The organism is Delftia sp. BGA-UO-ETr-SB1, assembly GCF_059567865.1.
In genome coordinates this window covers 908,437-935,356 of the sequence record NZ_JCAQOW010000005.1, presented here as the reverse complement: position 1 = coordinate 935,356, position 26,920 = coordinate 908,437, and the positions used below count along the sequence as shown (strand labels likewise).

Annotated in this window: 24 protein-coding genes; 16 read left to right on the top strand and 8 right to left on the bottom strand. The window is 67.9% G+C overall.

Annotated elements, in window-relative coordinates:
• Positions 1-65: 65 nt before the first annotated feature.
• The 3 genes from AC57B5_RS14420 to AC57B5_RS14410 all read right to left on the bottom strand — a co-directional run bounded on the left by AC57B5_RS14420 (position 66) and on the right by AC57B5_RS14410 (position 4,124).
• Entirely contained in the window at positions 66-1,991 is a 1,926-nt protein-coding gene (locus AC57B5_RS14420; RefSeq protein WP_496399794.1) for a M61 family metallopeptidase, read from the bottom strand.
• A gap of 130 nt (positions 1,992-2,121) precedes the next feature.
• Positions 2,122-2,832: a DsbC family protein gene (locus tag AC57B5_RS14415; protein WP_238003813.1), complete on the bottom strand. Its 711-nt coding sequence runs from the start codon at positions 2,830-2,832 to the stop codon at positions 2,122-2,124.
• A 146-nt stretch (positions 2,833-2,978) separates the two neighbouring features.
• The gene (locus AC57B5_RS14410) at positions 2,979-4,124 is read right to left on the bottom strand and encodes an FAD-dependent monooxygenase (protein WP_496399793.1); all 1,146 of its coding nucleotides are present in this window, start codon (positions 4,122-4,124) and stop codon (positions 2,979-2,981) included.
• Between the two features lie 174 nt (positions 4,125-4,298).
• On the opposite strand from AC57B5_RS14410, the gene AC57B5_RS14405 reads away from it, so the two are divergent.
• From AC57B5_RS14405 to AC57B5_RS14390, 4 genes are all read left to right on the top strand, one after another.
• Positions 4,299-5,165: an MOSC domain-containing protein gene (locus AC57B5_RS14405; RefSeq protein WP_496399792.1), complete on the top strand. Its 867-nt coding sequence runs from the start codon at positions 4,299-4,301 to the stop codon at positions 5,163-5,165.
• A 69-nt stretch (positions 5,166-5,234) separates the two neighbouring features.
• On the top strand, positions 5,235-6,329 hold the full coding sequence (gene ychF / locus AC57B5_RS14400) for a redox-regulated ATPase YchF (protein ID WP_012203464.1): 1,095 nt from the start codon (positions 5,235-5,237) through the stop codon (positions 6,327-6,329).
• Positions 6,330-6,488: 159 nt separating this feature from the next.
• A complete protein-coding gene (locus AC57B5_RS14395) occupies positions 6,489-7,031 on the top strand; it encodes a CbrC family protein (RefSeq protein WP_496399791.1) in 543 nt (180 codons plus the stop codon).
• Between the two features lie 5 nt (positions 7,032-7,036).
• Entirely contained in the window at positions 7,037-7,912 is an 876-nt protein-coding gene (locus tag AC57B5_RS14390; protein WP_496399790.1) for an SMI1/KNR4 family protein, read from the top strand.
• A gap of 142 nt (positions 7,913-8,054) precedes the next feature.
• Here AC57B5_RS14390 and AC57B5_RS14385 read toward each other — a convergent pair whose 3' ends face one another.
• The 3 genes from AC57B5_RS14385 to AC57B5_RS14375 form a co-directional block, all read right to left on the bottom strand.
• Positions 8,055-8,825, bottom strand: coding sequence for an IclR family transcriptional regulator (locus tag AC57B5_RS14385; RefSeq protein WP_065347416.1), 771 nt, complete (start codon positions 8,823-8,825; stop codon positions 8,055-8,057).
• 96 nt (positions 8,826-8,921) lie between these two features.
• Positions 8,922-10,463, bottom strand: coding sequence for an FAD/NAD(P)-binding protein (locus AC57B5_RS14380; protein WP_496399789.1), 1,542 nt, complete (start codon positions 10,461-10,463; stop codon positions 8,922-8,924).
• 16 nt (positions 10,464-10,479) lie between these two features.
• Complete coding sequence (locus AC57B5_RS14375) at positions 10,480-11,445, bottom strand: Bug family tripartite tricarboxylate transporter substrate binding protein (RefSeq protein ID WP_496399788.1); 966 nt, start codon at positions 11,443-11,445, stop codon at positions 10,480-10,482.
• Between the two features lie 212 nt (positions 11,446-11,657).
• Between AC57B5_RS14375 and AC57B5_RS14370 the strand changes: the two genes are divergently transcribed.
• From AC57B5_RS14370 to AC57B5_RS14335, 8 genes are all read left to right on the top strand, one after another.
• The gene (locus tag AC57B5_RS14370; protein ID WP_492806103.1) at positions 11,658-12,824 is read left to right on the top strand and encodes a CoA transferase; all 1,167 of its coding nucleotides are present in this window, start codon (positions 11,658-11,660) and stop codon (positions 12,822-12,824) included.
• Positions 12,821-13,540: an enoyl-CoA hydratase/isomerase family protein gene (locus tag AC57B5_RS14365; RefSeq protein ID WP_063327185.1), complete on the top strand. Its 720-nt coding sequence runs from the start codon at positions 12,821-12,823 to the stop codon at positions 13,538-13,540. The genes AC57B5_RS14370 and AC57B5_RS14365 overlap by 4 nt, the downstream gene beginning before the upstream one ends.
• Positions 13,541-13,567: 27 nt before the next feature.
• Positions 13,568-14,407: a CoA transferase subunit A gene (locus AC57B5_RS14360; protein WP_496399787.1), complete on the top strand. Its 840-nt coding sequence runs from the start codon at positions 13,568-13,570 to the stop codon at positions 14,405-14,407.
• Positions 14,404-15,138 (top strand): CoA-transferase subunit beta, encoded by a 735-nt coding sequence (locus AC57B5_RS14355; RefSeq protein ID WP_063327183.1) that lies wholly within the window; start codon positions 14,404-14,406, stop codon positions 15,136-15,138. The genes AC57B5_RS14360 and AC57B5_RS14355 overlap by 4 nt, the downstream gene beginning before the upstream one ends.
• A gap of 23 nt (positions 15,139-15,161) precedes the next feature.
• On the top strand, positions 15,162-16,655 hold the full coding sequence (locus tag AC57B5_RS14350; protein ID WP_496399786.1) for a class I adenylate-forming enzyme family protein: 1,494 nt from the start codon (positions 15,162-15,164) through the stop codon (positions 16,653-16,655).
• Positions 16,656-16,743: 88 nt separating this feature from the next.
• The gene (locus tag AC57B5_RS14345; protein WP_496399785.1) at positions 16,744-17,694 is read left to right on the top strand and encodes an NUDIX hydrolase; all 951 of its coding nucleotides are present in this window, start codon (positions 16,744-16,746) and stop codon (positions 17,692-17,694) included.
• Positions 17,695-17,818: 124 nt separating this feature from the next.
• A complete protein-coding gene (gene nadC / locus AC57B5_RS14340; protein WP_496399784.1) occupies positions 17,819-18,700 on the top strand; it encodes a carboxylating nicotinate-nucleotide diphosphorylase in 882 nt (293 codons plus the stop codon).
• A gap of 194 nt (positions 18,701-18,894) precedes the next feature.
• A complete protein-coding gene (locus AC57B5_RS14335; protein ID WP_043824861.1) occupies positions 18,895-19,899 on the top strand; it encodes a tripartite tricarboxylate transporter substrate-binding protein in 1,005 nt (334 codons plus the stop codon).
• 27 nt (positions 19,900-19,926) lie between these two features.
• On the opposite strand, the gene AC57B5_RS14330 is transcribed toward AC57B5_RS14335, so the two are convergent.
• Positions 19,927-20,709 carry a 3-hydroxybutyrate dehydrogenase gene (locus AC57B5_RS14330; RefSeq protein ID WP_012203473.1) on the bottom strand — a complete coding sequence of 261 codons (783 nt, stop codon included), beginning with the start codon at positions 20,707-20,709 and terminating at the stop codon, positions 19,927-19,929.
• A 203-nt stretch (positions 20,710-20,912) separates the two neighbouring features.
• Positions 20,913-21,842: a LysR family transcriptional regulator gene (locus AC57B5_RS14325; RefSeq protein ID WP_496399783.1), complete on the bottom strand. Its 930-nt coding sequence runs from the start codon at positions 21,840-21,842 to the stop codon at positions 20,913-20,915.
• Positions 21,843-21,972: 130 nt separating this feature from the next.
• On the opposite strand from AC57B5_RS14325, the gene mdlC reads away from it, so the two are divergent.
• From mdlC to AC57B5_RS14305, 4 genes are all read left to right on the top strand, one after another.
• Positions 21,973-23,619, top strand: a complete 1,647-nt coding sequence (mdlC, locus tag AC57B5_RS14320; protein WP_496399782.1) for a benzoylformate decarboxylase — start codon at positions 21,973-21,975, stop codon at positions 23,617-23,619.
• A gap of 28 nt (positions 23,620-23,647) precedes the next feature.
• The gene (locus tag AC57B5_RS14315) at positions 23,648-24,586 is read left to right on the top strand and encodes a ketopantoate reductase family protein (RefSeq protein ID WP_496399781.1); all 939 of its coding nucleotides are present in this window, start codon (positions 23,648-23,650) and stop codon (positions 24,584-24,586) included.
• 42 nt (positions 24,587-24,628) lie between these two features.
• Positions 24,629-25,603 (top strand): Bug family tripartite tricarboxylate transporter substrate binding protein, encoded by a 975-nt coding sequence (locus AC57B5_RS14310; protein ID WP_097203504.1) that lies wholly within the window; start codon positions 24,629-24,631, stop codon positions 25,601-25,603.
• 70 nt (positions 25,604-25,673) lie between these two features.
• Entirely contained in the window at positions 25,674-26,672 is a 999-nt protein-coding gene (locus tag AC57B5_RS14305; RefSeq protein ID WP_043824887.1) for a Bug family tripartite tricarboxylate transporter substrate binding protein, read from the top strand.
• Positions 26,673-26,920: the final 248 nt, after the last annotated feature.

Below are 26,920 nucleotides of genomic sequence, written 5' to 3'. Positions count from 1 at the left end.
CTGCTGGGGTTGTCGTCGTGATCCTCAAGAATAACCGGCCGGCGGCGCGGGACGGCATGCGCCGTTCAGGGCGTGGCAGGCGCCTGCGCGCTGCCCGTGTGCCCGGCCAGCCAGCGTCCAGCGGTCTCCTCGTCCGTGATTTCCAGTCCGAGATTGCTGGGGGCGGGCGCCGCCAGGGTGCCGGATGTGGCAGCTTTTGCATCGCCGTTGTCCGTTTTCTCCACCATGGCGGCGGCCTCGGACAGCAGGCCCGAGCCCCAGGGCAGGGTCAAGGCCAGGATCTGCCGGTCGCGGGCCACCCAGGCGACGATGTCCAGGGCCGTGCCTGCGTACAGCGCCACGTCGTCCAGCCGGGTGATGCGCCAGCGCGCGGGCTGTGAATCCTCGGCGCCGGTGGGCAGCTCGATGGCCAGCCATTCGTCGCCCGCCATGAAGCCGGCGCGCTCGGCCAGGCTGCCGCGCAGCACGGTCTTGATGGTGATGCCCTGGCTTTCCTGCACGCGCAGGCCCAGGCGCTGGGCAGTCTGCGCCGGCTCGGCCTTGGCCTGCACGCCGTGCGCGGCCAGCAGCTCGGCCAGCGGCAGGTCGTCGGTGCCGTGCACCCATTGCGTGATCTCGGGCGCGAAGCTGCGCCCGCCCAGGTCCTGCAGCACGGCCAGCACGTCGGCCTCGCGCATGGGGCCGCCCTGGCAGCGCTGCCACAGCGCGCGCATCACGTCGTCCAGCGTGCTGCGGCCTTCGCGGCGCAGTTGCAGGTCCAGGGCCAGTGCGACCAGGCAGCCCTTGGTGTAGTAGCTGACGGTCTGGTTGGGCGTGTTCTCGTCCTGGCGGTAGTACTTGACCCAGGCGTCATAGCTGGCCTGGGCCACGGACTGCAGGTGTCGGCCCGGCGTCTGCAGCACCTGGTTGATGGTGCGCGTGATGAGCTTGAGGTACTGCGCGTTGTCGATCAGGCCGGCGCGGCGCAGCAGCAGGTCGTCGTAGTAGCTGGTGAAGCCTTCGAAGAACCACAGCAGCTCGGTGTAGTTCTCCTGCCCGTAGTCGTAGCGCGCGAATTCGGCCGGGCGCAGGCGCTTGACGTTCCAGGTGTGGAAGTACTCGTGGCTGATCAGGCCCAGCAAGGTGGTGTAGCCCTCGGCGGCCTTGCGCTCGCCCACGCGCGGCAGGTCGCGCCGGCCGCAGATCAGGGCCGTGGAATTGCGGTGCTCAAGACCACCGTAGCCGTCATCGACCACGTTGAGCATGAACACGTAGCGCTGCATGGGTGCGGGCGTGGCCTGCTCGCCCGTACCGTGCCAGAAGGCCAGCACGGTCTCGCAGATCCTGCGTGCATCGGCAATCAGGCGCGCGCCGTCGAAGCTGGGCGCGGCGCCCGCGACGATGAAGCTGTGCGGCACGCCCGCGGCCACGAAGTCGCCACGCCAGAAGCTGCCCATCTCCACGGGGCAGTCCACCAATTCGTCGTAGTGGGCGGCGCGGTACAGGCCCCAGCCGCGCGCATCGGTGTCCACGGCGTCCAGGCCGGTCGCTACCTGCCACGATGCCGTGGCATCCGACGCGAGCAGTTGCAGCGTGTGCGGCGTATCTTCCTGGCCGTGCACGCGCAGGCACAGGCTGGTGCCGTTGAAGAAGCCGCGGCGGCGGTCCAGCCAGGCCGTGCGCACCGAGCTGTCATAGGCGCAGAACTGGTAGCTGAGCACCAGGGGCGTGTTGGCGTCGCAATCGGCCTGCCAGAGGTTCTTGCCCTGCTGGGCCAGCGCGACGGGGCGGCCGTCCTGCTCGGCAGACAGGCCCTGGAGGTTCTTGGAGAATTCCCGCACCAGATAGCTGCCGGGAATCCAGACCGGCAGCGACAGGGTCTGGCCAGCGGCCGGGCGGGCGATGTGCAGTTGCACGCTGAACAGGTGCGCGTCCACATCAAGGGCCTGCACGCGGTAGTGGATGTCCGCTGCGGCAGTGGCAGCGGCGGTGGCGGCGAGGGGAGAGGTCATTCGGGCTCCTGCAGGTGTGGCCTGGAGGCTGCCCGGGCCCGCTGTGGCGGGCTGGAGCCGGGAAGCTCCGGCTAAGGGGGATCAGGTGGGCGGGCCCGGCGTCCATGGCGCCGGGCCCGCCCGGTGGCGGTCAGCGCGCGGCTGCGGCCAGGTTCTTCTCGACTTCCTGGGCGCTGATGGCGCCAGGCACGCGGGTGTTGTTGGTGAAGATGACGGTGGGCGTTCCCGTGATCTTGTACTTGCGCCCAAAGGCCAGGTTGCGCTGCACGGCCGAGGTGTCGCACTGGGCGGCGGCCGGCACCTTGTCGCGCAGCATGTGGTCGGCCCATGCACCGGCCTGGTCCTTGGCGCACCAGATGTTGCGCGACTTCTCGGCCGAGTCGGGGCTCAGGATGGGGTACAGGAACAGGTAGATGGTGACGTTGTCCACGGTCTGCAGGTCGCGCTCGAAACGCTTGCAGTAGCCGCAGTTGGGATCTTCGAACACGGCCATCTTGCGCTCGCCCTTGCCGTGGACGATGGTCACGGCGTCCTTGAGCGGCAACTGCTTGAAGTCCACCGCCGTCAGCTGGTTCATGCGGTCTTCGGTGAGATTGCGGCGCGCCTTGGTGTCGATCAGCTCGCCCTGGATCAGGTAGTTGCCCTTGGCGTCCGTATAGAACAGGTCCGTGCCGATGCGCACCTCGAAGAGGCCGGACATGGGCGTGGGGCGGATTTCGTCGATCTTTTCCAGCTGGGGAATGCGCTCGGTCAGCGTCTTGCGCAGGTTGGCGTCCTGGGCATGGACACCGAGGCTCCAGGTCAGGCTGGCGGCCGTCAGCAGGCAGGCGAAGAGTTTCATGGCAATGCGGTGGGTGGGCGGGGCCGCGTTCAGGCCGGCCGCGCCGTGGTTGAGGGGGATTGCGCGGCGCGGGGCGCCACGGAGCAGGGGTACGAGTCGCAAAACGGCAAAGGGTTCAACGGCACGGGATCGGCTTGGCTCCAGGCTCAGGCGCCGCTGCGCGGGCCCAGGCCCATGGCCTGGCGCGCCATCCAGTCCTTGAGCGGGCCGAAGCGCTCGAAGCCCTTCATGCCCCAGTTGCGCAGCATCTGCACCGGAACCTCGGAGCGGCTGAACAGCTGCTGCAGCCCGTCCATGGCCAGGCCCATGGGCGCCAGCGCGGCCTTGCGCTCGCGTTCATAGCGGCGCAGCAGGCGCAGATCGCCGGTGCTGCGCCAGTAGCCGCGCTCCTGCAGCACGCGTGCCAGCGCCTGCACATCGCCCAGGCCCAGGTTCAGGCCCTGGCCTGCCAGCGGATGCACGTTGTGGGCGGCGTCGCCCACTAGCACCCAGCTGCGGGCCGAGCGTGCATCGCCGTCGGGCATGGAGCCGCACCAGTGGTCGGCCACGGCCTGCTGCAGCGGCCAGGCCATGCGCGGTGCGCTCAGCTCCAGCCGGCCCAGCGCGCCCTGGCTGATGGCTTCCAGCCGCGCGGTGAAATCCTGCGTGTCGGCGGCCAGCCAGCCGTCGGCCAGCTCGCGGGCGATGGACCAGACCACGGCCACGCTGTGGCCTTGCGGGCCGTCCAGCGGCAGCAGGGCCAGGATGCCTTCGGGCGTGAACCACTGTCGCGCCACCTGTCCGTGCGGCAGCTCGCAGTGCAGCCGGGTGGCGATGGCGTGCTGTGCATAGGGCGTGACGGCGAAGTCCACACCGAACTCGCTGCGCGTGCGGCTGGCGCGGCCCTCGCAGATGGCCGTCAGCGGCGCCGCCACGGGCTGCTCCACCACCTCGACCATGGGCTGGTAGCGCACGGCCTCGGCCAGGCGCTGCTCCAGCGCGGGCACATCGACGATCCAGGTCAGGGCCTCGACATCCTGGCTGGCGGCGTCGAACAGCACATGGCCGTCCAGGTCGCCAAAGACTTCCATTTGCGTCACGGGCGTGGCGTGCTGGTCATCGGGCCAGCAACGCAGGCTGTCCAGCAGACCGCGTGCGCTGGCATTGAGCGCGTAGGCGCGCACATCGGGCGCGTTGCCGGTCGGCGCGGCCACCACCAGGGCCACGCGCAGCCGTTCCCGGGCCAGCAGGAGAGCCAGGGTCCGGCCTGCAATGCCGGCCCCGCGTATACATACATCAAAGGTTTGCGCCATGGCCGGCATTGTAGGAGTCCGGGCCATGCCGGGGATTCCAACTGGCGCAAACTCCGGCTTTGGCGTGATCTGCCGCAGCCTGCGTCGCCATCTGGCATATTGCCGCCCATCGCATGGCGCCATTCCCACCATGGATGGCATACACACTCCAGATTTCCCAAAAAGAGCTATCCGATGTTTGACCAAGAAAGAGACGTGCAGGGCCGCATTGCCCAGTTGTGGGTATATCCCGTCAAATCCTGCGCGGGCATCGCGCTGCAAAGCAGCGGCGTCGGCGCCACCGGCCTGGCCTGGGACCGCCACTGGATGGTGGTCGATGCGCAGGGCGAATTCCTGACCCAGCGCGACCATCCGCGCATGGCCTGGATACGCCCCGAGCTGGAGGCCGGGCACCTGGTGCTGCACTTTCCCCAGCAGCAGCCGCTGCGCATCGCGTTGCAGGCCACGGGGCCGGAGCGCCGGGCGCGCGTCTGGTCGGACTGGGTGCAGGCCTGGGACATGGGCCCCGAGGCCGCCCACTGGCTGACGCAGGCCCTGGGCGCGGATTGCGCCCTGGTGCGCTTCGACCCGGCAGCGCCGCGCCGCACCAGCGAGCGCTGGACCGGGGGCGAGGCAGCGCCCGTGCACTTTGCGGACGGCTACCCGCTGCTGGTGCTGAGCCAGGCGGCCGTGGATGAACTCAACCAGCGTCTGCAGGCGGCCGGCCACGCCCCGGTGGACGCACGGCGCTTTCGCCCCAACATCGTGATCGAAGGGCTGGAGGCCCATGACGAGGACCGGGTCGACGGGTTCGACGTGCTCGATGCCCAGGGCCTGCGGCTGCGCATGGCCAAGCCCTGCACACGCTGCCCCATTCCCGACATCGACCCCGTCACGGCCGTGCAGGGCACCGCCGTGGGTGACGCCATCCGTACCTACCGCCAGGACGACCGTGTCGATGGCGCCATCACCTTCGGCATGAATGCCGTGCTGGAAGGCCTGCACGACGGGGCCGAACTGGTCGTTGGCCAGTCCGTGGCCGGCGACTGGCAGTTCGCCTGAAACGACAGGAAATGCCCGGTTGACTAAAATACGGGGTTTGTCCCCAGAATCCCTGTAGAAAGCCCTGCCATGAGCCTCAAATGCGGCATCGTGGGCCTGCCCAATGTGGGCAAGTCCACTCTCTTCAACGCGCTGACGAAGGCCGGCATCGCCGCCGAGAACTATCCCTTCTGCACCATCGAGCCGAACACCGGCGTGGTGGAAGTGCCCGATCCGCGCCTGCAGAAGCTGGCCGACATCATCACGCCCGAGCGCATCGTCCCGGCCATCGTCGAATTCGTGGACATCGCCGGCCTGGTGGCCGGCGCCTCCAAGGGTGAAGGCCTGGGCAACCAGTTCCTGGCCCACATCCGCGAGACCGACGCCATCGTCAACGTGGTGCGCTGCTTCGAAGACCCGAACGTCATCCACGTGGCCAACAAGGTGGACCCCATCGCCGACATCGAGGTCATCCAGACCGAGCTGTGCCTGGCCGACCTGGCCACCGTCGAGAAGGCGCTGAACCGCTACAGCAAGGCCGCCAAGTCGGGCAACGACAAGGAAGCCGCCAAGGTGGTGGCGTTGCTGACCCCCATCCAGGCTGCCCTGGACCAGGGCAAGCCCGCACGCACGGTGCCCGTCTCCAAGGAAGACGCGCCCCTGCTCAAGCAGTTCTGCCTGATCACCGCCAAGCCCGCCATGTTCGTGGGCAACGTCAGCGAAGACGGCTTCGAGAACAACCCGCTGCTCGACAGCCTCAAGGCCTATGCCGAGGCACAAGGCGCTCCCGTCGTGGCCATCTGCGCCAAGATCGAGGCTGAAATGGCCGAGATGAGCGACGAGGACCGCGACATGTTCCTGCAGGAACTGGGCCTGGAAGAACCCGGCCTGAACCGCCTGATCCGCGCCGGCTTCGGCCTGCTGGGCCTGCAGACCTACTTCACGGCCGGCGTCAAGGAAGTGCGCGCCTGGACCATCAAGGTCGGCGACACCGCCCCCCAGGCCGCAGGCGTCATCCACGGCGACTTCGAGCGCGGCTTCATCCGTGCCCAGACCATCGCCTTTGACGACTTCATCGCCTTCAAGGGCGAGCAAGGCGCCAAGGACGCGGGCAAGATGCGCGCCGAAGGCAAGGAATATGTCGTCAAGGATGGCGACGTGATGAACTTCCTGTTCAACGTCTAAGGCAATGGATGCCGCGGCAGAACTGCTGAAAAGCAGTTCTCGCCCACCTCAGGAAACCGCGCTTGTGCGCGGTTTTTTCATGCCTGGATCGATTCGGTCCCGCGCACCGAACGTCCATGGACAATGGCGCCTTTCCATTGGGGAAAGAGAGACCTTGAAATGGACCGCCCGCATTTCAGATTCCATCCCGGCGCCTACGAAACCGTCTTCGAGCAGGAAGATGGTGTGTGTTCCTGCTGCGGACAAAACCGCAGCCTCAAGTACGAGGGCCCGTTCTACAGCCAGCAAAGCCCCGACTACCTGTGTCCCTGGTGCATTGCCAGCGGGCAGGCTTGCGAGACATACGACGGCGAACTTGTGGGATACACCGATATCGAAGGCGTGTCGCCTGATCCGGCAGACCCCGAGCCCACCATCGCCAGGGAACTGCTGTTGGAGATCGCGCAGCGCACGCCCGGCTACAGGGCCTGGCAGCAGCCCGTGTGGCTCACGCACTGCAACGCACCCTGTGTCTTCCTGGGTCACGCCGACAGGCATGCCGTCGAGCCTTTCCTTGCTGAAGTCCTGCCCGACATCGAAGGCAGCTACAGGAACGATGCGCAGTGGATGCTGGAGCGCATGTCCACGGACGGCATGATTTCCGGCTGCCTTTTCCGGTGCGTGCATTGCGGCCGGCATCGGCTGCATATGGACGTGGGATGAATCCAATGACCACCTACGCCGACCTCTCCACCCAGACCGGCATTGCGCTGCCGCCGCTGTTGAGCGACCTCCTGGCATCGGGAAAGACCGTCTACGGTCCGGATTGGGCCGCCACCTGGCGCCAGCGCTGCCTGCAGGACCCGCCCTTGTTCATGAGTTGGCAGGACTTCGAATGGATAGACGCCGAAGCCAGCCGTGAAATCATCGAGGGCTGGCTTCATCCTGGCGCACAGAACGGCCGGAGCTTTCTGCCATTCGCCCAGTCGGGCGCCGGCGATGCCTGGTGCCTGACGCCGCTGGACACGCATGGCGTGGGCGTGGCGCTGGTGTTGCACGATGACGAGGCCAGCAGTGTTTCGCACGCCTGCTTCGATGACTTTGTCTGCGCGGGATTTCTGCAGGCCTTTGCGGACCTGAGCGATCAGCTGGATGACTTCTCGCAGCCGGAGGCTTTGCAACTGTTGCGGGTCGATGTCGCGCAGTCCACGCGCTTCATGACGCAGGAGTTGGGTGACTATCTGCAGGATTTCTGCCAGCGCCCCTTGGAGATCAGGCCTTGGCGCGACGGGCCCCGGGCGCGTGTTCGCCATGTGGCTTCATTGATTTCACAGGATGAATTGGCGGCCGAACTGGACCGGCTGCCCGCCGTGGACCTTTCCTTTCCCGTCGTGGCGCGCTGGGAAGTGCGTTCGGTGGAGGAGGGAGACGCGCGGCCCGGCCCTGCGCCAGAGCCCGCAAAGATCGACTGGCGCACCCTCGCCGCCGATCCCCTGCAGAAGATGGCGGCCATCAGGGCCTGCCAGAGCGAGCATGGCTGCAGCCTGGGACAGGCCAAGGCCATGGTGGACCAGTACATCGGAAGCTTGGACCGCCATGCGTGAACGCGGGCAACCCGGCCCCTGCAACCCACCATAATCACCCATCCTGCCAACCGACCGCCCCGACCTCGAGCGTGAACTGGGATGCAGGGATGATCAAACGGCCAAGCCTCCAGGCCACGGGTCAGTGGATCTATGAGTCCGTTCAGACCGATTCGCCGAAATACCCGCGCGTATACCCCAGGGCCTTCGAGAGTTGCGCGGCGGCGTCGATGACGCGCGGCGCCATCTCCTTCATGCGGGCCACGCTCAGGCGGTCCAGCGGTCCCGAAATGCCGATGGCGGCCACGGGACGCTCGAAGGCGTCGTACACGGCTGCGGCCAGGCCGCCTACGCCTTCGCGCCATTCTCCGCGATTGACCGCATATCCGACGCGAAGCGCCTTGGCGCATTCGGCCTTCAGAAGCTCCTTGCTCACGATCGTGTTTGGCGTGAACCTCGGCAAAGGGTCAGGTAGCCGGTCAAGGTACTGCGCGGGCTGCGCCGCCAGCAGGGCCTTGCCCGTGGCCACGGCATAGGCGGGAGCGCGGCCACCGATCATCGAGTAGGCGCGTATGGGCTGGACGCTGTCTATCTTGTCCACGTAGATGACATCCTGCCCTTCAAGCACCGACAGATGGACCGTCTCCGCACTTTCCTCGGCCAGTACCGCCATGAAAGAGGGAGCGATCTTGCGCAGGTCGAGCTGCCCCAGCTGGCGCACGCCCAGTGCATACATCTTGGTCGTGCTGCGAAAGCCCCCGCCTGCCGGGTCGCGCTCCACGTATCCGGCGTGGATGAGGGTCTGCAGTGTCCTGTGCGCATTGCTTCGGGTGAGGCCCACGCGGGCCGCCACGTCGTCGATGACGCGTGCCTCGCCCTGCATCTCGGCAATGGCCTCCAGCACTGCCAGGCCCTTGAGTAGCGTTTTGTCCATGCAATGAATCCCAAATGTTGGGATGAGCTTAGCACGCATGGCACGCTCACGGCCCGGACAGCATCTTTGCGAGCCCGCTCGCGGCGTGCTTGGGGATCAGATGGGGCAGGTTCGCTCGGCCCGAGTTTCCGATGCGCACAGCTCCTGGACCAGTCGGCCGGCCACTCCCCGTGCGAGCCGTGCGTTGACATCCATGGAGTTGGTCCAGAAGTAGGTTCCTGCCGCCATGGTGCCCAGCACGCTGATGTCCGCATTGATGCTGCCGTCGGACCGCATCAGATTTCCGGTCGCGAAATCCACGGACAAGCCGCCGAAGCGGTGAGGGCAGGCCTCGCCCCGGTCCAGCAGGTTGCGCAGCAGGGGCAGGTCCGAGTGCCTGGCGTCTGCGGAAAAGCTCGTGGCATTGATGACCACGTCCGCTTGCAGCTCGGCCCTGTCCCGGGCCTGAATGCGGAACCGGTGGTGCTGGCCGGGGACCGGGGCTACAGACTGCAGGCCCGGCATCACCTGCAGGCGCCCCGCACGAAGCAGTGCCTGCAGCCTGCGTGCATTCTCGATGGGGAAGGTCACGCGGCGAGCCATCCAGATGCTGCGCAGCGTGGCGTCGAAGCGCTCGCGCCCGGCGTCGTCGAGCTGCTGCCAGATGGCGTCCACGACGGCGTTGAGCGCATTGCCCAGCGACTGCCATTGCCGTGGACGTGATGAGGACAGCGTGATTTCCTCTTGCAGGTAGTCCGTGGCAGGTGGCGGTGCAGCCTGCAGGTCCAGGAGTTCGTCGAACGCTATGCCCTGGTGCGCCAGTTCGTCTGCGAGCAGACCCATTGCCTCTCGCAGTGTCAGGCGGCGGCCTTGGGCGACCCCTTCGGCAAGGGTGGCCACAAGGCGCGGACTCAGTGTGACGGGCTGGTTCTTCAGGCCCCTGACCGACGGAAGCCTGCCGTTGCGGGACATGCAGTACATCGGCCCCGTGTGGCCGGCTTCGGCAAGCGCCACCACGGCGTCGATGGCGCTCAGGCTCGTGCCCAGCACGCATACCGTCGCATCGCGGGGGATGCCACAGGCCAGTGCCCGGACCGGGTACGGGCTGTCGAAGTAGCCGGCGTGGCCGCGCAGGTCCTCGAACGCGGCCGAGCTCAGGTTGCCGATGGCGAGGATCACCCGTTGTGCGATGTGCTCTGCCTGCTGTGTCACGAGCCGGTAGCCGGCCGGTGGGTCTGCCCTGACATCGTGCACGGCCTCCCGGACGTGGCGGATGTCCACGCCCAACGTGGCCCCCGTGGCACAGGTTTCGCGGTAGACATCTTCCAAATAGCGGCCGAAAAGCGGGCGCGGCAGAAACGAGTCGTGCGTGATCTGCTCGCCCTGGAAATGGGTGATTGCCTGGCGGTGGAGCCAGCGCAGAAAGTGTTGCCGGTCATCTTCGGCGACGGACATGCTGCCCGCCGTGACGTTCAGAAGATTGGTGGGTGCGTCGTCGGCATAGGCCGCTCCACGGCCGACGGCAGGGGCCGGCTCGAAGACCAGCACCTGCAGCCGAGGGAGGGCGCTTTGTGCCTGCACTCGCGCACGCACCAGATGGAACAGGAAGGATGTGGCCACGGAGCCGCCTCCCACGACGGCAATTCGCATGCTTTGCATGAAGGTGCCGTTGCGTTCACTGCACCTGGGCAGTCTTTTGAACCTGGCCCCACTTGGCCAGCTCGGCCTCGATGAGCCGGGTGGTGTGTTCGGGACTGCTTGCGTAGGCATCGGCGCCCTGCTTTTGCAGCGTCTGGCGTACTTCGCGCATCTTTGCGATCTCCTGCATGGCCTTCGAGAGCTGGCCCACGATGGCCGGTGGTGTGGCCTTGGGCGCGAGCAGCCCGTAGTAGGTCGTGACTTCGAAATCCGGGAAGCCCGATTCCTTGAGCGTGGGCACGTCGGGCAGCATGTCGCTGCGCCTGGCGCTGGTCACGGCCAGGATGCGCAGCTTGCCACTGCCGATCTGCGAGGCCAGTGCCGGCAGCGTCTCGAAGACCAGGTCAATCTGGCCACCCAGCAGATCGGCGACAGCGGGCGCGCTTCCCTTGTAGGGGATGTGCATCAGTTTCATGCCGGCCGCCTGCTGGAAGTACTCCCCCGTCATGTGCTGGGTGGATCCATTGCCCGCGGAGCCATAGCTCAGGCCTTTGCCGCCGGCCTTGCCGAGCTTGACCAGCTCGGCCACGGAATGGGCGGGCAGGTCGCTGCGCACCGCGATGGCCAGAGGCACCGAGCTGCCCATGGAGACGCCGGTCAATGCCGTCATCAGGTCGTAGGGAGGCTTTTGCGTGGGGATGACCGCGTGGATGGCCAGGCTGCCAATCGCTCCGAACAACAGGCTGTAGCCGTCGCCGGCGCTGTTGGCCACGGCCGTGGCGCCGATTTCGCCTCCGGCGCCTGCCCGGTTTTCGATGACGAAGGGCTGGCCCAGCCATTGACCCAGGTGCTGCGCATAGACGCGTGCCGTGATGTCGGTCGCGCCGCCGGGCGGGTAGGGCGTGACGACGCGCACGGGCTTTGCCGGCCATTGCTGTGCGAGCAACGGCCCCGAGCAGGCCATGCCTGCGATGCCTGCCAGGATTTGGCGTCTGTGAATCATCTTTTGTCTCCTTTTGCCCTTGGGGTCGATGGGTTTCTGATCGCTGTCGGCTTGAATTCAGTTCTTTGTTTATTCCCAAAAATTAGGATTGATGTCTCATAATTTGTTGACATCATGGGCGCCGCTGGTAGGATTTGTCAACGCGGCAACACCTTGGCGATAACCCCAGCCAACCTCACACGCCGACCACGCCCCTCGTTTTTGGAGACAACATGAGCCATCAACTGCCGCTGGACGGCATCAAAGTGATCGAGATCTGCAACGTGGCGGCTGGGCCTTTTTGTGGAATGCTCCTGGCGGACCTGGGGGCCGAGCTGATCAAGGTGGAGAACCCGCAAGGCGGTGACACCCTGCGCAGCTGGCCACCCATCAGTGACGGTTACAGCGAGAACTTCGCCTCGCTCAATCGCAACAAGAAGTCGGTCACCCTCAACCTCAAGGAGGCCGGCGATGTGCAACTGCTGCGCGAGCTGGTCCGGGGTGCCGATGTGCTCATCGAGAACAATCGCCCCGGTGTCATGGACCGCCTGGGGCTGGGCTACAAGGACCTGCAGACCCTGAACCGGCGCCTGGTCTACTGCTCCATCTCGGCCTACGGACAGTCGGGGCCGCGGTCCGGGGAAGGCGGGTTCGATCTCACCGTCCAGGCCATGAGCGGCATCATGAGCATCACCGGGGAGGAGGGCGGCGCTCCCGTGAAGTGCGGCGTGCCGCTGGCCGATTTCTCCGCGGGCCTGTATGCCGCTTTCTCCATTGCGTCGGCATTGCGTGCGGCGCAGGCCAGCGGACAGGGTGTACATCTGGATGTGCCAATGCTGGGCGCCACGCTGGGTATCGCGGCGCTACAGACATCGGAGTACTTCGGCAGCGGGCGTGACCCGCGCGCGCTGGGCTCGGCCCATCCCCGCAACGCGCCGTACCGCGTCTTTCGCTCGTCCGATGGCTACTTCGGCATGGCCGCCGGCAACAACGCGCTGTGGCGTTCGGTCTGCGAAGTGGTCGGCAAGATGGCGCTGCTGGATGATGCCCGTTTCCTGACGCCGACGCTGCGTGCCCAGCACCAGGATGCTCTGCTGGAGATCCTCGAAGAGGAGTTCGTGCGCGCCGACACGGCGACCTGGCTGCAGCGCTTTCGCGACGCGGGGGTTCCCTGCGCGCCCATCAATCGGTACTCGGAGGTGCTCGCCGACCCGCAGGTCGAGCACATGCAGTGGGTGCAACCGCTGGAGCTGCCCAACGGCGTGAAGACCAGGACCTTTGTCTCGCCCGTCCGCTTCGATGACCGCACGCTGGCGGTGCGGCTGCGGCCGCCTTCGCTGGGCGAGCACAACGAGCAGGTGCTGGGTCCGCTGCGCGATGGCGCAAAGGCGACGGTATGAGCGGCGTCCTGGATATCCAGGTCAGCGGCCACCGCTGGACTTTCACCCTCAACCGCCCCGACAAGCTCAATGCCCTCAACGCGGAGCTGGTCGACGCACTGCTGGAGGGGGTACGGCATGCGCATGCCCAGGGGGCTCGCCTGCTGGTCCTGCGGGGCGCTGGAAAGAGCCTGTGCGCCGGCTTCGATCTGTCCGACCTGGAGGCACAGAGCGAAGGCGATCTCGTCCTGCGCTTCATCCGCATCGAACAGCTGCTTCAGGCGCTTGCAACGTCGCCGGCATACACCGTCGCCCTGGCGCATGGCAAGGTGTACGGGGCGGGCGTCGACCTGTTCGCCGCATGCCGCCGGCGTATTGCCAGCGCACAGGGCATGTTCCGCATGCCCGGCCTGAAGTTCGGCCTGGTGCTCGGAACCCGGCGCTTCGCCGACCTGGTGGGAACGCAGAAGGCCTTGGACATCCTCGGCGCAAGCCGGCCGTTTTCCACGGACGAGGCCGTGCAGATGGGATTCGTCCAGCAGGTCCTGGCCCAGGAGGATTGGCCGGGCGTGGTGCAGGAATGCGAAGCGCTGGTCGTTGAACTCGAGGACGAGGCCCGGGCCTCGCTGTATCGCGCGCTCGATACGGTACAGGCGGATGCCGACCTGGCGCATCTGGTGCGTTCCGCCGCGCGGCCAGGGTTGAAAGACCGGCTGCGCAAGTATCTGGGCCAGTAGTGGAGCAATTTTCACAAGGACCAACCCATGCCTTCTGGATTCGTCGGAAAAAACAAATGTGTTCCCCTGCAGGAACTCGTCTCGCGCGTACCGGACGGGGCCTCCCTGGCCATCGGCGGGAGCTTTCTTCACCGTGGCCCGTTCGCCTTCGTGCGCGAACTGATCCGCCAGGGCAGGACCGGCCTTGAAATCATCAAGCAGTCTCCCGGCTACGACATCGACATTCTTTGCCGGGCCGGGGCCGTCAGAAAGGTGCGGGCCGGCATCGTCGCGATGGAGGGCAACTTCGGCCTGGCGCCCTGGTACCGCCGGGCCGTCGAGCGCCAGGAAGTCGTTCTCGAAGAGCATGCCTGCGCGAGCCTGACCGCCGGGCTGCGCGCGGCGGCGTACGGCATCCCCTTTCAGCCGTGCGCTGGCTTGCACGGAAGCGACCTGCCCGCCTTGAACGGCTGGGTGAGCCTGCCGGACCCGTACTCGGATCGCGCACCGGTGTACGCCATCCCGGCCATCGAGCCGGACTATGCGGTGCTGCTTGCCTCAGAGATCGACCGGCAGGGGAACGTGCGCATTGCGGGCACGCCGCATTGGGACCGCATCATGAGCCGTGCCTCACGCAGTGTGCTGGTGGTGGCGGAAAAGCTGGTGGACACGCAGGTATTCCAGGACAACCCGGAGTCCACCGTCGTGCCGTATTTCATGGTCGAAGCCTTCTCCGTAGTCCCCGGCGGCGCCTGGCCAGGCTCATGCTGGCCCAGCTATCCGATCGACTACCCCGCGGTCGAAAGCTATCTGGCCGAGGGCGACGAAGCCCTGGAAGCGCACCTGGCGAAAGCGCCCGAGGCAGCAACACAGGAGAAGGCACGATGAGCGCGAACTGGTCCGGTTTTTCATACATCGCCATCAACCTGGCCCGGTTCATCCGGCCCGGCGAGATCACGTTCAGCGGCGTCAATTCCACCTTGCCCATGCTGGCCTGCCTGCTGGCCAAAAAGACGCTGGATGAGGACTTCATCTACATCAATGTCGCGGGCGGCGTGGACCCCGAGCCGTCCAGCGTCCCGCTGTCGAGCTCGGACCCCGTGCTCGCGCAGCGCAGCGCGTCCATCTTCGCCAACGAGGACTTCTACGACCTGTGCTGCCGCGGGCGCATGGATTTGACGTTTCTTGGCGCGGCGCAGATCGACGGCGAGGGGTGCGCCAACAACTCGGCGATCGGCGACTGGCACAGGCCCAAGGTGCGCCTTCCCGGTGGAGGCGGCGGCGCCGTCATGCTTCCCACCGCCTTGCGCGCGTGCACCTGGCGTACCGAGCATTCGACGCGCACCCTGGTGAACAAGCTCGACTTTCGCACCTCGTGGGGAGGCTTTCATGGAGTGGTCACTCCGATCGCGACCTTCATCAAGCGCGACGGACGCCTGGCGCTGGATTCATGGCACCCGCAGGCATCCCTCGAAGAAGTGCGCGAGCGCACGGGTTTCGAGTTTGACGCCAGCACGGCGCATCCCACCGACCCGCCAACGCAGCGCGAGCTCCAGGCCCTGGCCTCGCTGGACCCTGACGGGCAGTTCGAGCGCGATGCACGCGTGAGCCTGCGCTGAACCGCACCGGACAGGAGCTGCCAATGACCGACGAATTCGAATCCCTGGTCGCGGCCTTTCATCGCCGCTGGCAGTCGCCAGGGTGGGCCGCAAGGCCCGCCCTGGTGGCGCAGGGCGGTGTCCTGAGCTACGGAGCCCTCGCGCAGCGGGTGGGCGTGCTGGCCGGTGGCCTGCGGGCTGCCGGGATACGCGAGGGCGACCGCGTGGCCATTGCCGTGCCGCGGTCGCTGGACCTGGCCTGCACCCTGCTCGCGACCCTGGTGGCCGGCGCCTGTCCCTGCGTGCTGGAGCCCGGGCTTGGCGCCGAGGAGACCGCAAGGCGTTTTGCGGCGACGGCCATGACCTGGCTGGTGCATGACCGGAGCCACCATGACGATCCCTGTCTGGCGGCCGTTGCGCAGGTACGGCGCATTGCATTGGAAAGCCTTGCTCCCGATGTGCAGCCGTACTGGGCTTGCACATCGGGCCCCCGGGACTGTGCCTACCTGCTGTTCACTTCCGGCAGCAGCGGCAAGCCCAAGGGCGTGCTGCAAAGCCACCTGGGGTTGCGGGTCAACGCGGACGGCATCGTCCGGCACACGGGGCTCGGCCCGCAGGACCGGCTGCTGCACACCATGCCGCTGCACCACACCAATGGCGTCAACAACCAATTGCTGGCCCCACTGCTGGCGGGCTCGGCCGTCGTGCTGGCGGAGCGCTTCAAGGCGCAGGACATGCCGGCGCTGATGGAGCGGCATCGGCCCACCGTGATCACGGGAGTGCCGACCATGTACTCGCGCATGCTCGCGTTCGAGTTTCCGCCAGCCTCGCTGGCCGCCTTGCGCATGGCGCGCTGCGGCTCGGCCCCCATCACCGAGGAGCTGCACAGGCGGGTCGAGGAAAAGTTGGGCGTGCCCCTGGTCGTGTCGTACGGGCTCTCCGAAGCGACCTGCACCTCTGCGATGAATCCGCCGCTCGCGCGCAGGGTGGGCTCCGTGGGCACGGTGCTGCCGGGGCAGCGGGTCTTTCTTGCCAGGCCGGGCGGTGCCGAGATCGAAGATCCCCTGCAAGAAGGAGAAATCTGCATCAGCGGACCCACCCTCATGCTGGGCTATCTCGAAGAGGAGACCGCAGGCGCGCCCGCCGACTCCGGGCCGGCACTGCGCACCGGAGACCTGGGGCGCTTCGATGCCCAGGGGTATCTGTACATCACCGGCCGCATCAAGGACGTGATCATCCGCGGCGGCGAGAACCTCTCTCCCAACCTCATCGAAGGCGTGCTTGCGAAGGTGCCGGGCGTACGCGCCTGCTGTGTCGTGGGCCGGCCCGATGCCGACCTGGGCGAGGTGCCGTGCGCCTTCGTCGTGAGAACCGGCGACGAAACGGGACGTGCACTCACGGAGCAGCACCTGGCCGCTGCGGTGCTGGGCGAGCTCTCGCGGATGCATGCACCCGTCGCCTACCACTACGTTGATGCCCTTCCGGAAAATTCCGTAGGGAAGGTGGACAGGAAGATCCTCAAGGCCGCGCTGGCCTGAGTGGCCGGGCGGGCAGGGCGGCAGCCGGCCGCAGCGGCGGCAACCCACCATAATCACCCATCCCGCCAACCGACCGCCCCTCACCTTCGTGCCCCACCCCACCAGTCCCGCAGCCTCTCCCATCCATGCCGAACTCGTTGCCGTGCTGGCGGCGGTGACCCAGGGCACGCCGCGCGTGCTGACCACGGCGGACGGGCAGTTGCTGCCGGCGGGGCCGTTCGAGGTGGGGCACCGTTCGCTGCAGGCCGGCCTGCGTGCCTGGGTGGAGGAGCAGACCCATCACCCGCTGGGCTACATGGAGCAGCTCTACACCTTTGCCGATGGCGATCGCACCGATGCCAGCGGGGCGCGCGTGATCTCGGTCAGCTACCTGGGGCTGACGCGCGAGTCTGCCGACCGCAGCACGGGGCAGGCCGTCTGGCAGGACTGGTACCGCTACTTTCCCTGGGAAGACTGGCGCGGCGGCGAGCCGGCCCTGCTGCGCTCCCACATCGCTCCGCGCCTGCATGCCTGGATGGCCGAGGCGCGCGGCGCCCAGCGTGCGCTGCGGCGCCAGCGCGCGGACATCGCCTTCGGCCTGGACGGCGGGCCCTGGAACGAGGACATGGTGCTGCAGCGCTACGAACTGCTGTATGAGGCCGGGCTGGTGCAGGAGGCGGCCCACCGCGTCCATGGCGCGGCCGCCATGCTGCCTGGCGAGGCCATGCACCACGACCACCGCCGCATCCTGGCCACGGGCATGGCGCGGCTGCGCGCCAAGATCAAGTACCGGCCCGTGGTGTTCGAGCTGATGCCGCCCGAGTTCACGCTGCTGCAGCTGCAGCAGACGGTGGAGGCCCTGGCCGGGCGCGGGCTGCACAAGCAGAACTTCCGCCGCCTGATCGAGCAGCAGGATCTGGTCGAGGAGACCGGCCAGCTCACGGTGGGTTCGGCGGGCCGGCCCGCCAAGCTGTTCCGCTTTCGCAGCGATGTGCTGCTGGAGCGCGCCATCTCCGGCAGCAAGCTGCCCCTGGCCAAGGGCATCGACGGTTCTCCCTGAGCCGCACGGCACTTGCCCGATTGTGACAATGGCTTGACAGCACTTATGCTCGTATCTAGCATAAGTTCCTCGCTCAAGCCCGCAAGGCCGCGCGCCACATTTTTTTGACCTATATATACTCAAAATGAGCATTAATATTGCCAATACCCTCAGTGCCCGCCTGCCGGTACCGCCGCTGCCCGACCTGATGCTGGAGCCGCTGGTGCGCTCGGCCCTGCTGGAAGACCTGGGCCGCGCGGGCGACCTGACCACGGATGCCATCGTCCCTGCGGACGCACAGGCCGAACTGCGCCTGGTGGCGCGCCAGGAGGGCGTGCTGGCCGGGCTGGACATGGCGCGGCTGGCGTTCCGTGCGCTGGATGCGCAGTCGCGCTTCGAGCCGGTGCTGCGCGATGGCAGCGAACTGGCGCCCGGCCAGGAGATCGCGCGCATCCACGGCAGCGCGCGCGCCATCCTCACCGCCGAGCGCGTGGCGCTCAACTACCTGTGCCACCTGAGCGGCGTGGCCACGGCCACGGCATCGATCGCGCGGGCCATCGCCGACACGGGCGCACGCGTGACCTGCACGCGCAAGACCATGCCGGGCCTGCGCGCGCTGCAGAAGTACGCGGTGCGCGTGGGCGGCGGCAGCAACCACCGCTTCGGCCTGGACGATGCCGTGCTGATCAAGGACAACCACATCGCGCTGGCTGGCGGCGTGGCCGAAGCCCTGGCCCGGGCGCGCGCGGGCGTGGGCCACATGGTGCAGATCCAGCTGGAGGTGGACACGCTGGAGCAGCTGGAGGTGGCGCTGTCCCTGGGCGTGGAAGTGGTGCTGCTGGACAACATGGACCTGGACACGCTGCGCACGGCCGTCTCCATGGCACGCGGCCGCGCGGTGACCGAAGCCTCGGGCCGCATCACGCCCGAGACGGCGCGCGCCGTGGCCGAGACCGGCGTGGACCAGATCGCCGTGGGCTGGATCACGCACAGCGCCCGGGTTCTCGACATCGGCCTCGACACCTGAAATGAGGCACCCCCTGAGCCGCTGCGCGGCTTCCCCCGTGTGCACGGCGCCCTCTCTCGCTGCGCGGGAGGGGGGCGTCCGGGCAACCGGCGACACCCTGGCTGCGGGGCGGCGCGGCCGGCTTAGGCCCTTGCTCGGTGTCCCTGAGTTGGGCTGCGCCGGTTTTTTGCACCTAGCCCAGTGGAGCAGTTGCCATGTTTTTTGAAGGGCGTACCTTGAAGCGACGGAGACTCTGGACGCTGGCGGCCTGCGCGCTGCTGGCTGGCGCATCGGGGCTGTGGCTGGCGGCGCCGGGCAAGGCCGGCACGCGCCTGGAGCGGCCCATCACCATCGTCGTGACGTTTCCGCCGGGTGGCGGCACGGACCTGCTGGCGCGGCGCCTGGGCGAGCAGCTGCAGCAGCGCCTGGGCCAGCCCGTGGTGGTGGAGAACCGTCCCGGCGCCAGCGGCAACATCGGCGCCCATGCCGTGGCCCAGGCCGCGGCGGACGGCAGCACCTTGCTGATGGCCAACAGCTCGTTCGCCATCAACCCCGGTGTGTACGAGCGCCTGGACTTCGATCCGCGCAAGGACTTCACGGCGGTGTTCAACGCGGGCTCCATCGCCTCGGTGCTGGTCGTGCCTGCGGACAGCGCGCTGCAGACGCTGGAGGATGCGCTGGCTCAGGCGCGCCAGGAACGGCCGCTGCTGTTCGCCTCCTGCGGCAACGGCACGCCCCAGCACCTGGCCGGCGAGATGCTGGCCCGGGAGGCGAAGCGCTTTGTGCAGCATGTGCCCTACAAGGGCTGCGGCCCGGCCATCACGGCCGTGGCGGCAGGCCAGGTGGCGGCGGGCATGGTCACGGCCAGCAGTGCTGCCGCCATGATCGCTGCAGGCCGCGTGCGCGCCCTGGCCGTCACGGCGCCGCAGCGACTGCCGCAGCTGGCCGGCGTTCCCACAGTGGCCGAGCGCGGCCTGCCGGGCTTTGCAGTGGAGCAGTGGCACGGCCTGCTGGCACCTGCCGCCACGCCCCGGGCCACGGTGCAGGCATTGCATGACACGCTGGAGCAGGCGCTGGCCGATCCCGCCGTCAGCGCTGGCTTGCGCGACCAGGGCTACACCCTGGCGCGGCAGACACCGGGCCAATTCCAGGCGCTGATCGCGGCCGACATCGACCGCTATGCGGCCGTGACGCGTGCGCTGGGCCTGAAGGCCGATTGAGGGCCGATTGAGTGGGCGACTGGCGACTTACTGCATGAACCAGCCGTGGCTGACCACCAGCGACTGGCCGGTCAGTGCGTTGCTGGGAAAGCCCGCGAACAGCAGGGCCACGCGGGCCACGTCCTCGGTGGTGGTGAACTCGCCGTCCACGGTTTCCTTGAGCATCACGTTCTTGATGACCTCGTCCTCGCTGATGCCCAGCGTGCGGGCCTGCTCGGGAATCTGCTTGTCCACCAGCGGCGTGCGCACGAAGCCCGGGCAGATCACATTGGCGCGCACGCCGTGCTTGGCGCCTTCCTTGGCCACGGTCTTGGCCAGCCCGATCAGGCCGTGCTTGGCCGTGACATAGGGCGCCTTGAGCAGCGAGGCCTCCTTGGAGTGCACCGATCCCATGTAGATCACGCTGCCGCCGCGGCCCTGCGCATACATGTGCTTGAGGCAGGCGCGCGTGGTGAGGAAGGCGCCGTCTAGGTGGATGGCCAGCATCTTCTTCCAGTCGGCAAAGCTGAATTCCTCCACCGGATGCACGATCTGTATCCCGGCATTGCTGACCAGGATGTCGATGCCGCCGAAGGCCCGGGCGGCCTCCTCGACCGAGGCGTTGACCTGGGCCTCGTCGGTTACGTCCACGGCCACGCCCATGGCCTGCGCTCCCGTGGCGCGCAGCTCGGCCGCCGTGGCGTCGGCCGCCTCCTTGTTGAGGTCGGCAATGACGATGCGCGCGCCTTCGCTGGCGAACAGCGTGGCGATCTCCTTGCCGATGCCGCTGGCCGAGCCGGTGATGAAGGCGACCTTGTCCTTGAGTTGCATGGTGAGTCTTTCCTGGAGAGTGGATGAAACAGGCCGGTGCCCATCTTCGGCGCGGCCGGCCGCGTGCCCTTGTCGGCGCAGGGACCAGTCTGGCGCCGGTTTCTTAGACGAAACTGAGTCGGCAGGCTCTCGCGGGCACGTAAAAGTGCATAACACGCTCTAGTGTTGGCAGCCCGCAAGTCATGCCCGTGACGGCCGGCCCTTCAGGGCGCGGCGGCCTCGCGGTGCCGGGGCTGCTGGAACAGCTCGCAGACCAGTTCGCGCAGCCAGCGCTTGGCCGGTTCCTGTTCGAAGCGCCAGCTCCAGTGCAGCGACACGTCGAAGCGGTGATCGGGCATGTCGGCATCGCGCACCGCATAGCCGCCGCGCTCGACAAAACCTGCCGCGATCTCGGCCGGCATGATCACCGCCAGGTCGGTCTTGCCCACGATGGAGGGCACGGCCATGAAGTGTGCGGCCGACAGGCGGATGCGCTCATCGAGCCGCAGCGCCTGCAGGATGCGCAGCGTCTCCGAATGCGAGCGCACTGCCGCGAAATCCAGCTGGCGCAGCGTGGCCAGCGCCAGTGGCGCGTCTTCGGGCACGTGCGCCAGCGCGGGGTGGCCGCTGCGCAGCAGCACGCCGTAATGGTCGGACAGCAGCACGGTCTGCCGGGTCCGCGTGCCACCCGGCAGAAAGCCGATGGCGATGTCCAGCGTGCCCCGGTCCAGCGCATCGGCAATGCCGTCCAGCGGCATGGGCAGGGTCTCCAGCTGCACATGTGGGGCGCGCTGGTGCAGCGCCTGCATCAGCGGCGGCAGAAAGCGCGCCTCGCCGATGTCGCTCAGGTGGATGCGAAAGCGCTGGCGCGCCTGCAGCGGCTCGAAGCTCTGGGCCTCGGACATGGCGACTTCGAGCACCTCCAGCGCCTGGCGCACGGCCAGCGCCAGGCGCTCGGCACGCGGCGTGGGGCGCACTCCTGCGTGCGCGCGCTCGAACAGCGGGTTGCCCAGCAGCAGGCGCAGCCGCGTTACGGCCTGGCTGGCGGCGGGCTGGGACATGCCCAGCTCCTCGGCCGCGCGGCTGACGCTGCAGTGGCGGTACACGGCGTCAAAGACGCGAAGCAGGTTGAGGTCCAGGTTCTTGATATCCATTTGGTGAATATCTCTTAGATAGTTTATTCAATTGCTGGAAATCATAAGCGCCTGCACCATGGGCACCGACTTCCATGGCCACCGCGCGGCACGCACCGGGCGGCTGGCCCATTTCCCAGGAGACCCCATCTTGCAAGCACCCACCACACCGCGCAGCCAGCCCGCCGAGGCATCCTCTTCCACCGCGACCTGCACCGCGACCTACACCGTGCGCCATGCCGTGATCGCCATGCTGCGCGAGCTGGGCATGACGCGCATCTTCGGCAACCCGGGCTCGACCGAGCTGCCGCTGTTCCGCGACTACCCCGAAGACTTCTCCTATGTGCTGGGCCTGCAGGAAACCGTGGTCGTGGGCATGGCCGACGGCCACGCCCAGGCCACGCGCAATGCCAGCTTCGTGAACCTGCACTCGGCTGCGGGCGTGGGCCACGCCATGGCCAACATCTTCACGGCCTTCAAGAACCGCACGCCCCTGGTGATCACGGCGGGCCAGCAGGCGCGCTCGCTGCTGCAGTTCGACCCCTTCCTGCACTCCAACCAGGCCGCCGAGCTGCCCAAGCCCTATGTGAAGTGGAGCTGCGAGCCCGCGCGCGCCGAAGACGTGCCCCAGGCGCTGGCGCGCGCCTACTACATCGCCATGCAGGAGCCGCGCGGCCCCGTGCTGGTCTCCATTCCCGCCGATGACTGGGACAAGCCGGCCGAGCCCGTCACGCTGCGCCACGTGGGCTTCGAGACGCGGCCCGATCCGCGCACGCTGGACCTCATCGGCCAGGCGCTGGACGCCGCGCGTGCCCCGGCCCTGGTCGTGGGCGCGGCCGTGGACCGGGCCCAGGGCTGGGATGCCGTGGTCGCGCTGGCCGAGCGCCACCAGGCCCGCGTCTTTGTGGCCCCCATGAGCGGGCGGTGCAGCTTTCCCGAGGACCATCCCCTGTTCGCCGGCTTCCTGCCCGCCATGCGCGAGCGCATCGTGCAGCTGCTGTCCGGCCATGACGTGGTCTTCGCCGTGGGCGCGGCCGCCTTCACCTACCACGTGGAAGGCGAGGGCCCGCACATCCCCGAAGGCACGGCGCTCTACCAGCTGATCGAGGACCCGGCCATTGCCGCCTGGGCCCCCGTGGGCACGGCTGCCGTGGGCAATGTGCGCATGGGCGTGGAGGAGCTGCTGCAGCGCCCCGCGCCCGCACCGCGCCAGGCGCCCGCACCCCGGCCCGCAGCGCCCGTGCCGACCGCGCCCGCCGCAGGCGAGCGCATGTCGGTGGCCTTTGCCATGCACACGCTGGCCCAGGTGCGCGACCGGCGCAGCATCGTGGTGGAAGAGGCGCCCAGCTCGCGCTCCACCATCCAGACCTACCTGCCCATCTTCCATTCGGGCACCTTCTACACCATGTGCAGCGGCGGCCTGGGCCACAGCATGCCGGCCGCCGTGGGCGTGGCGCTGGCACAGCCCGAGGCCAAGGTGGTCGCCGTCATCGGCGACGGCTCGGCCATGTACGCCATCCAGGCCCTCTGGAGTGCAGCCCAGCTGCGCCTGCCCATCAGCTTCGTGATCCTCAAGAACCGCCGCTATGCGGCGCTGCAGGATTTCGCCCATGTCTTCGGCTACCGCGAGGGTGAGAAGGTCGAGGGCACGGAACTGCCCGACATCGACTTCGTGGCACTCGCCCGTGGCCAGGGCTGCGACGGCGTGCATGTGGAGAACGCGGCCGAGCTGGCCGATGTGCTGGCGCGCGCGCTGGCCCATCCCAAGCCCATCGTGGTCGAGGTCGAAGTCGCCTGAGGCGAAGCCCCCTGCAGGAGACACGGCAATGGAAAACACAAGAAGCATAGGCATCCTCGGCGCAGGCGCCATGGGCACCCTGTTCGGCGCGCGGCTGGCCCGCATCGGCCTGGATGTGACCCTGGTCGACGTGAACGACGAGCTGCTGCAGGCCCTGAACCGCGATGGCGCGCGCTGCCACACCGATGAGGGGCTGCTGCAGGCCCGCGTGCATGCGGCGCGGGCCGAGCAGCTCACGGCCGGGCCCGCGCTGTGGCTGGTCTTCACCAAGTCGGCCCATACGCGGGCAGCGCTGCAGGGCATTGCCCATCTCATCGGGCCGGACACGCACTTCCTGAGCCTGCAAAACGGCATAGGCCATGCCGATGTGTCGCGTGAAATGGTGCCGCTCGAACGCATCGCCGTGGGCGTGACCACCTGGCCTGCGCGCGTGATGTCGCCGGGCGAGGTCAGTTCCATGGGGCAGGGCGGCATCCGCTTCATGCCTTGCGATGGCCAGCGCAGCGCGGTCTTCGACCTGCTGGCGGAAGACCTCAACCGCGCAGGCATGCATTGCCGCATCGACCCGCAGGTGCAGGAAGCCATCTGGGAGAAGCTGGCCTTCAATGCCGCCTTCAACGGCGTGTGCGCCGTGACGCGCCAGACCGTGGACGGACTGGCCAATCCGCAGGGCGAGGCCCTGCTGCAGCGCGTGCTGGACGAGGTGCTGTCCGTCGCCCATGCCCATGGCGTCGCCGCCAGCGCCGAGCGCGTGGGCGCGGCCGTGCGCGATGCGCTGGACCACCACCGGGGCCACCAGCCCTCGATGCTGCAGGACCTGCTGGCCGGCCGTGCCACCGAGACGGGCGCCATCCATGGCGCCGTGCTGCAGGTGGCCGACCGCCTGGGCATTGCCGTGCCCGTGACGCGCACGCTGCACGCACTGGTCAGCCTGTCCGAGAACGCGGGCGCTGTCGCACCGCGCTGAACGCGCTCAAGGCAAAACGAGCCACTACAAGAAGGAGACAAGATGCTGCGCAGACAAGCACTCAAGGCCGCACTGGCCATAGGCGCCCCGCCCCTGCTGGGCATGGGCACGGCACACGCCCAGACCGGCAAGCCCGTCGAATGGGTGGTGGGCTTTGCCGCAGGCGGCGGCTCGGACGCCGTGGCGCGCACCGTGGGCGAGTCCTTTGGCAAGGCCCTGGGCCGCACCGTGGTCGTCATGAACAAGCCCGGGGCCGGCACCAACATCGCCGCCGAATACGCGGCGCGCACGCGCGAGCTGGGCAGCCTGGTCTTCACGGCCGACTTCGCCACGCTGGCGGCCAACCCCCACCTGTTTCGCAAGCTGGCCTACAACGCCGAGAAGGACTTTGTGCCCATCGGCCTGCTGGCGCGCTTTCCGCTGTTCCTCGTGGTCGGCAACCAGCTGCCGGTGCACAACCTGCAGGAGTTCACGCAGTGGGTGAAGGCCCAGCCAGGCCCCGTCAGCTACGGCAGCCCGGGCCTGGGCACGCCGCATCACCTGGCCACCGAACTGCTGTCGCAGCGCCTGGGCCTGAAGATGTCCCATGTGCCCTATCGCGGCGCGGGGCCGGCCCTGATCGACGTGATCGGCGGCCAGATCCCCTTCATGCTGGCCGACAGCGCGGCGGCGGCCCAGCACATTGCGGCCGGCAAGCTGCGCGTCATCGGCGTGGCCAGCGCCGAGCGGCTCAAGAGCCACCCATCTGTGCCCACGCTGGCCGAGCAGGGCGTGAAGGACTTCGAGGCCCATGCCTGGCAGGGCCTGGTGGCGCCGGCCGGCACGGACGACGCCACCGTACAGGCCTGGTCCGTGGCGCTGCAGCAGGCGCTGCGCTCGCCTGCCGTGCTGGCGCGTTTCGAGGCGCTGTCGCTGGAGCCGCTGCCCGGCACGCCTGCGCAGATGCGTGACTACTGGCGCAGCGAAAGCCGGCGCTGGGGCCAGGTCATCGAGTCGGCGGGCATACGGCTGGATTGACCGTAGCGCCGCTGCTGCTTCAGGCGCCCTCACCGTTTTCAAGAACTCATAACCCAAGGAGACATAGCTCATGCACAAGACAAATCCCTTCAGCCGCTGGCGCCGCCTGGGCCTGCTGGCCCTGCTGGGCGCGACGGCCTCGGTCCCTGCGCTGGCGCAGAAGGCCGGCGACAAATGGCCCGAGCGCCCCGTGCGCCTGGTCGTGAACTTCGCGCCCGGCGGCGCGGCCGATGTGCTGGCGCGCGCCATCACGCCCACCATGTCCCAGGTGCTGGGCCAGTCGGTGGTGGTGGACAACAAGCCCGGCGCGGGGGGCAACATCGGCATCAGCGAAACCGTGCGCGCGCCCAAGGATGGCTACACGCTGCTGCTCAGCTCGGGCGGTGCCATCACCATCAACCCGATGATCTACAGCAAGCTGGCCTTCAATCCCGAAAAGGATTTGACGCCCGTGGCTGCCGTGGCGCGCGTGCATGTGTTCCTGGAGACCAATCCCGCCGTGCCCGCCACCAACGTGGCCGACTTCATCAAGCACCTGAAGGCCAACCCCGGCAAGCTGTCCTACGGCTCGCCGGGCCAGGGCAGCTCGCCGCACCTGGCCGGCGAGATGTTCAAGCGCATGGCCGGCGTCGATGCCGTGCACGCCCCCTACAAGGGCGCGGGCCCGGCGCTCAGCGACGTGCTCAGCGGGCAGCTGCAGTTCTGGTTCGACCCGGGTCCGGGCCTCAAGCAGGTCGAGGCGGGCAAGCTGCGCCTGCTGGCCATCGGCAGCCCGCACCGCTCGCCGCAGTACCCCAACGTGCCCACGCTGGCCGAAAGCGGCCTGCCGGGCTTTGATGCGGACACGCTGTTCGGCATCTACGCGCCCACGGGCACGCCCGAATCGGTGATCGAGGCCGTTCGCACTGCCGTGGCCAAGGCGCTGGAGCAAAAGAACGTCAACGACGTCATCCTCACCCTGGGCGCCACGCCCGCGCCGCTGAGCCGCAAGGCCTTCATCGACCACCACGCCACCGAGCGCGAGCGCTTTGGCGAACTGGTGAAAGCCATCGGCCTGAAAGTGGACTGAGCTTTCCCGCAGGCCATCGCCCGCAAGCCGCCCGCTCCGCGCTGGCGGCTTTTTGCTTTCCGGGCCGGGCTGGGCCGGGCCGAGGGGGGGCCTTGTGCCGGCCATCTTCTATACGAAGGTATATCCCGCATCCACCAATGAACAGGCCAGCCTTCCCAACAAAGGCTGGCCGCAGGCACTTTCGCCTTTGATAATTCCGGGCACATATTGCACTGCAGCAAACAGGGCTCCCGGCCTGCACGGGGACT

Coding starts and splice junctions, on each gene's coding strand:
- ychF (WP_012203464.1), top strand. CDS start 5,235: ATGAGCCTCAAATGCGGCATCGTGGGCCTGCCCAATGTGGGCAAGTCC.
- AC57B5_RS14385 (WP_065347416.1), bottom strand. CDS start 8,825: ATGGACAAAACGCTACTCAAGGGCCTGGCAGTGCTGGAGGCCATTGCC.
- AC57B5_RS14365 (WP_063327185.1), top strand. CDS start 12,821: ATGAGCGGCGTCCTGGATATCCAGGTCAGCGGCCACCGCTGGACTTTC.
- AC57B5_RS14330 (WP_012203473.1), bottom strand. CDS start 20,709: ATGCAACTCAAGGACAAGGTCGCCTTCATCACCGGCTCGGCCAGCGGC.
- AC57B5_RS14405 (WP_496399792.1), top strand. CDS start 4,299: ATGTTTGACCAAGAAAGAGACGTGCAGGGCCGCATTGCCCAGTTGTGG.
- AC57B5_RS14310 (WP_097203504.1), top strand. CDS start 24,629: ATGCTGCGCAGACAAGCACTCAAGGCCGCACTGGCCATAGGCGCCCCG.
- AC57B5_RS14375 (WP_496399788.1), bottom strand. CDS start 11,445: ATGATTCACAGACGCCAAATCCTGGCAGGCATCGCAGGCATGGCCTGC.
- AC57B5_RS14390 (WP_496399790.1), top strand. CDS start 7,037: ATGACCACCTACGCCGACCTCTCCACCCAGACCGGCATTGCGCTGCCG.
- AC57B5_RS14350 (WP_496399786.1), top strand. CDS start 15,162: ATGACCGACGAATTCGAATCCCTGGTCGCGGCCTTTCATCGCCGCTGG.
- AC57B5_RS14355 (WP_063327183.1), top strand. CDS start 14,404: ATGAGCGCGAACTGGTCCGGTTTTTCATACATCGCCATCAACCTGGCC.
- AC57B5_RS14415 (WP_238003813.1), bottom strand. CDS start 2,832: ATGAAACTCTTCGCCTGCCTGCTGACGGCCGCCAGCCTGACCTGGAGC.
- AC57B5_RS14315 (WP_496399781.1), top strand. CDS start 23,648: ATGGAAAACACAAGAAGCATAGGCATCCTCGGCGCAGGCGCCATGGGC.
- AC57B5_RS14410 (WP_496399793.1), bottom strand. CDS start 4,124: ATGGCGCAAACCTTTGATGTATGTATACGCGGGGCCGGCATTGCAGGC.
- AC57B5_RS14380 (WP_496399789.1), bottom strand. CDS start 10,463: ATGCAAAGCATGCGAATTGCCGTCGTGGGAGGCGGCTCCGTGGCCACA.
- AC57B5_RS14335 (WP_043824861.1), top strand. CDS start 18,895: ATGTTTTTTGAAGGGCGTACCTTGAAGCGACGGAGACTCTGGACGCTG.
- AC57B5_RS14370 (WP_492806103.1), top strand. CDS start 11,658: ATGAGCCATCAACTGCCGCTGGACGGCATCAAAGTGATCGAGATCTGC.
- AC57B5_RS14395 (WP_496399791.1), top strand. CDS start 6,489: ATGGACCGCCCGCATTTCAGATTCCATCCCGGCGCCTACGAAACCGTC.
- nadC (WP_496399784.1), top strand. CDS start 17,819: ATGAGCATTAATATTGCCAATACCCTCAGTGCCCGCCTGCCGGTACCG.
- AC57B5_RS14325 (WP_496399783.1), bottom strand. CDS start 21,842: ATGGATATCAAGAACCTGGACCTCAACCTGCTTCGCGTCTTTGACGCC.
- AC57B5_RS14360 (WP_496399787.1), top strand. CDS start 13,568: ATGCCTTCTGGATTCGTCGGAAAAAACAAATGTGTTCCCCTGCAGGAA.
- AC57B5_RS14305 (WP_043824887.1), top strand. CDS start 25,674: ATGCACAAGACAAATCCCTTCAGCCGCTGGCGCCGCCTGGGCCTGCTG.
- AC57B5_RS14420 (WP_496399794.1), bottom strand. CDS start 1,991: ATGACCTCTCCCCTCGCCGCCACCGCCGCTGCCACTGCCGCAGCGGAC.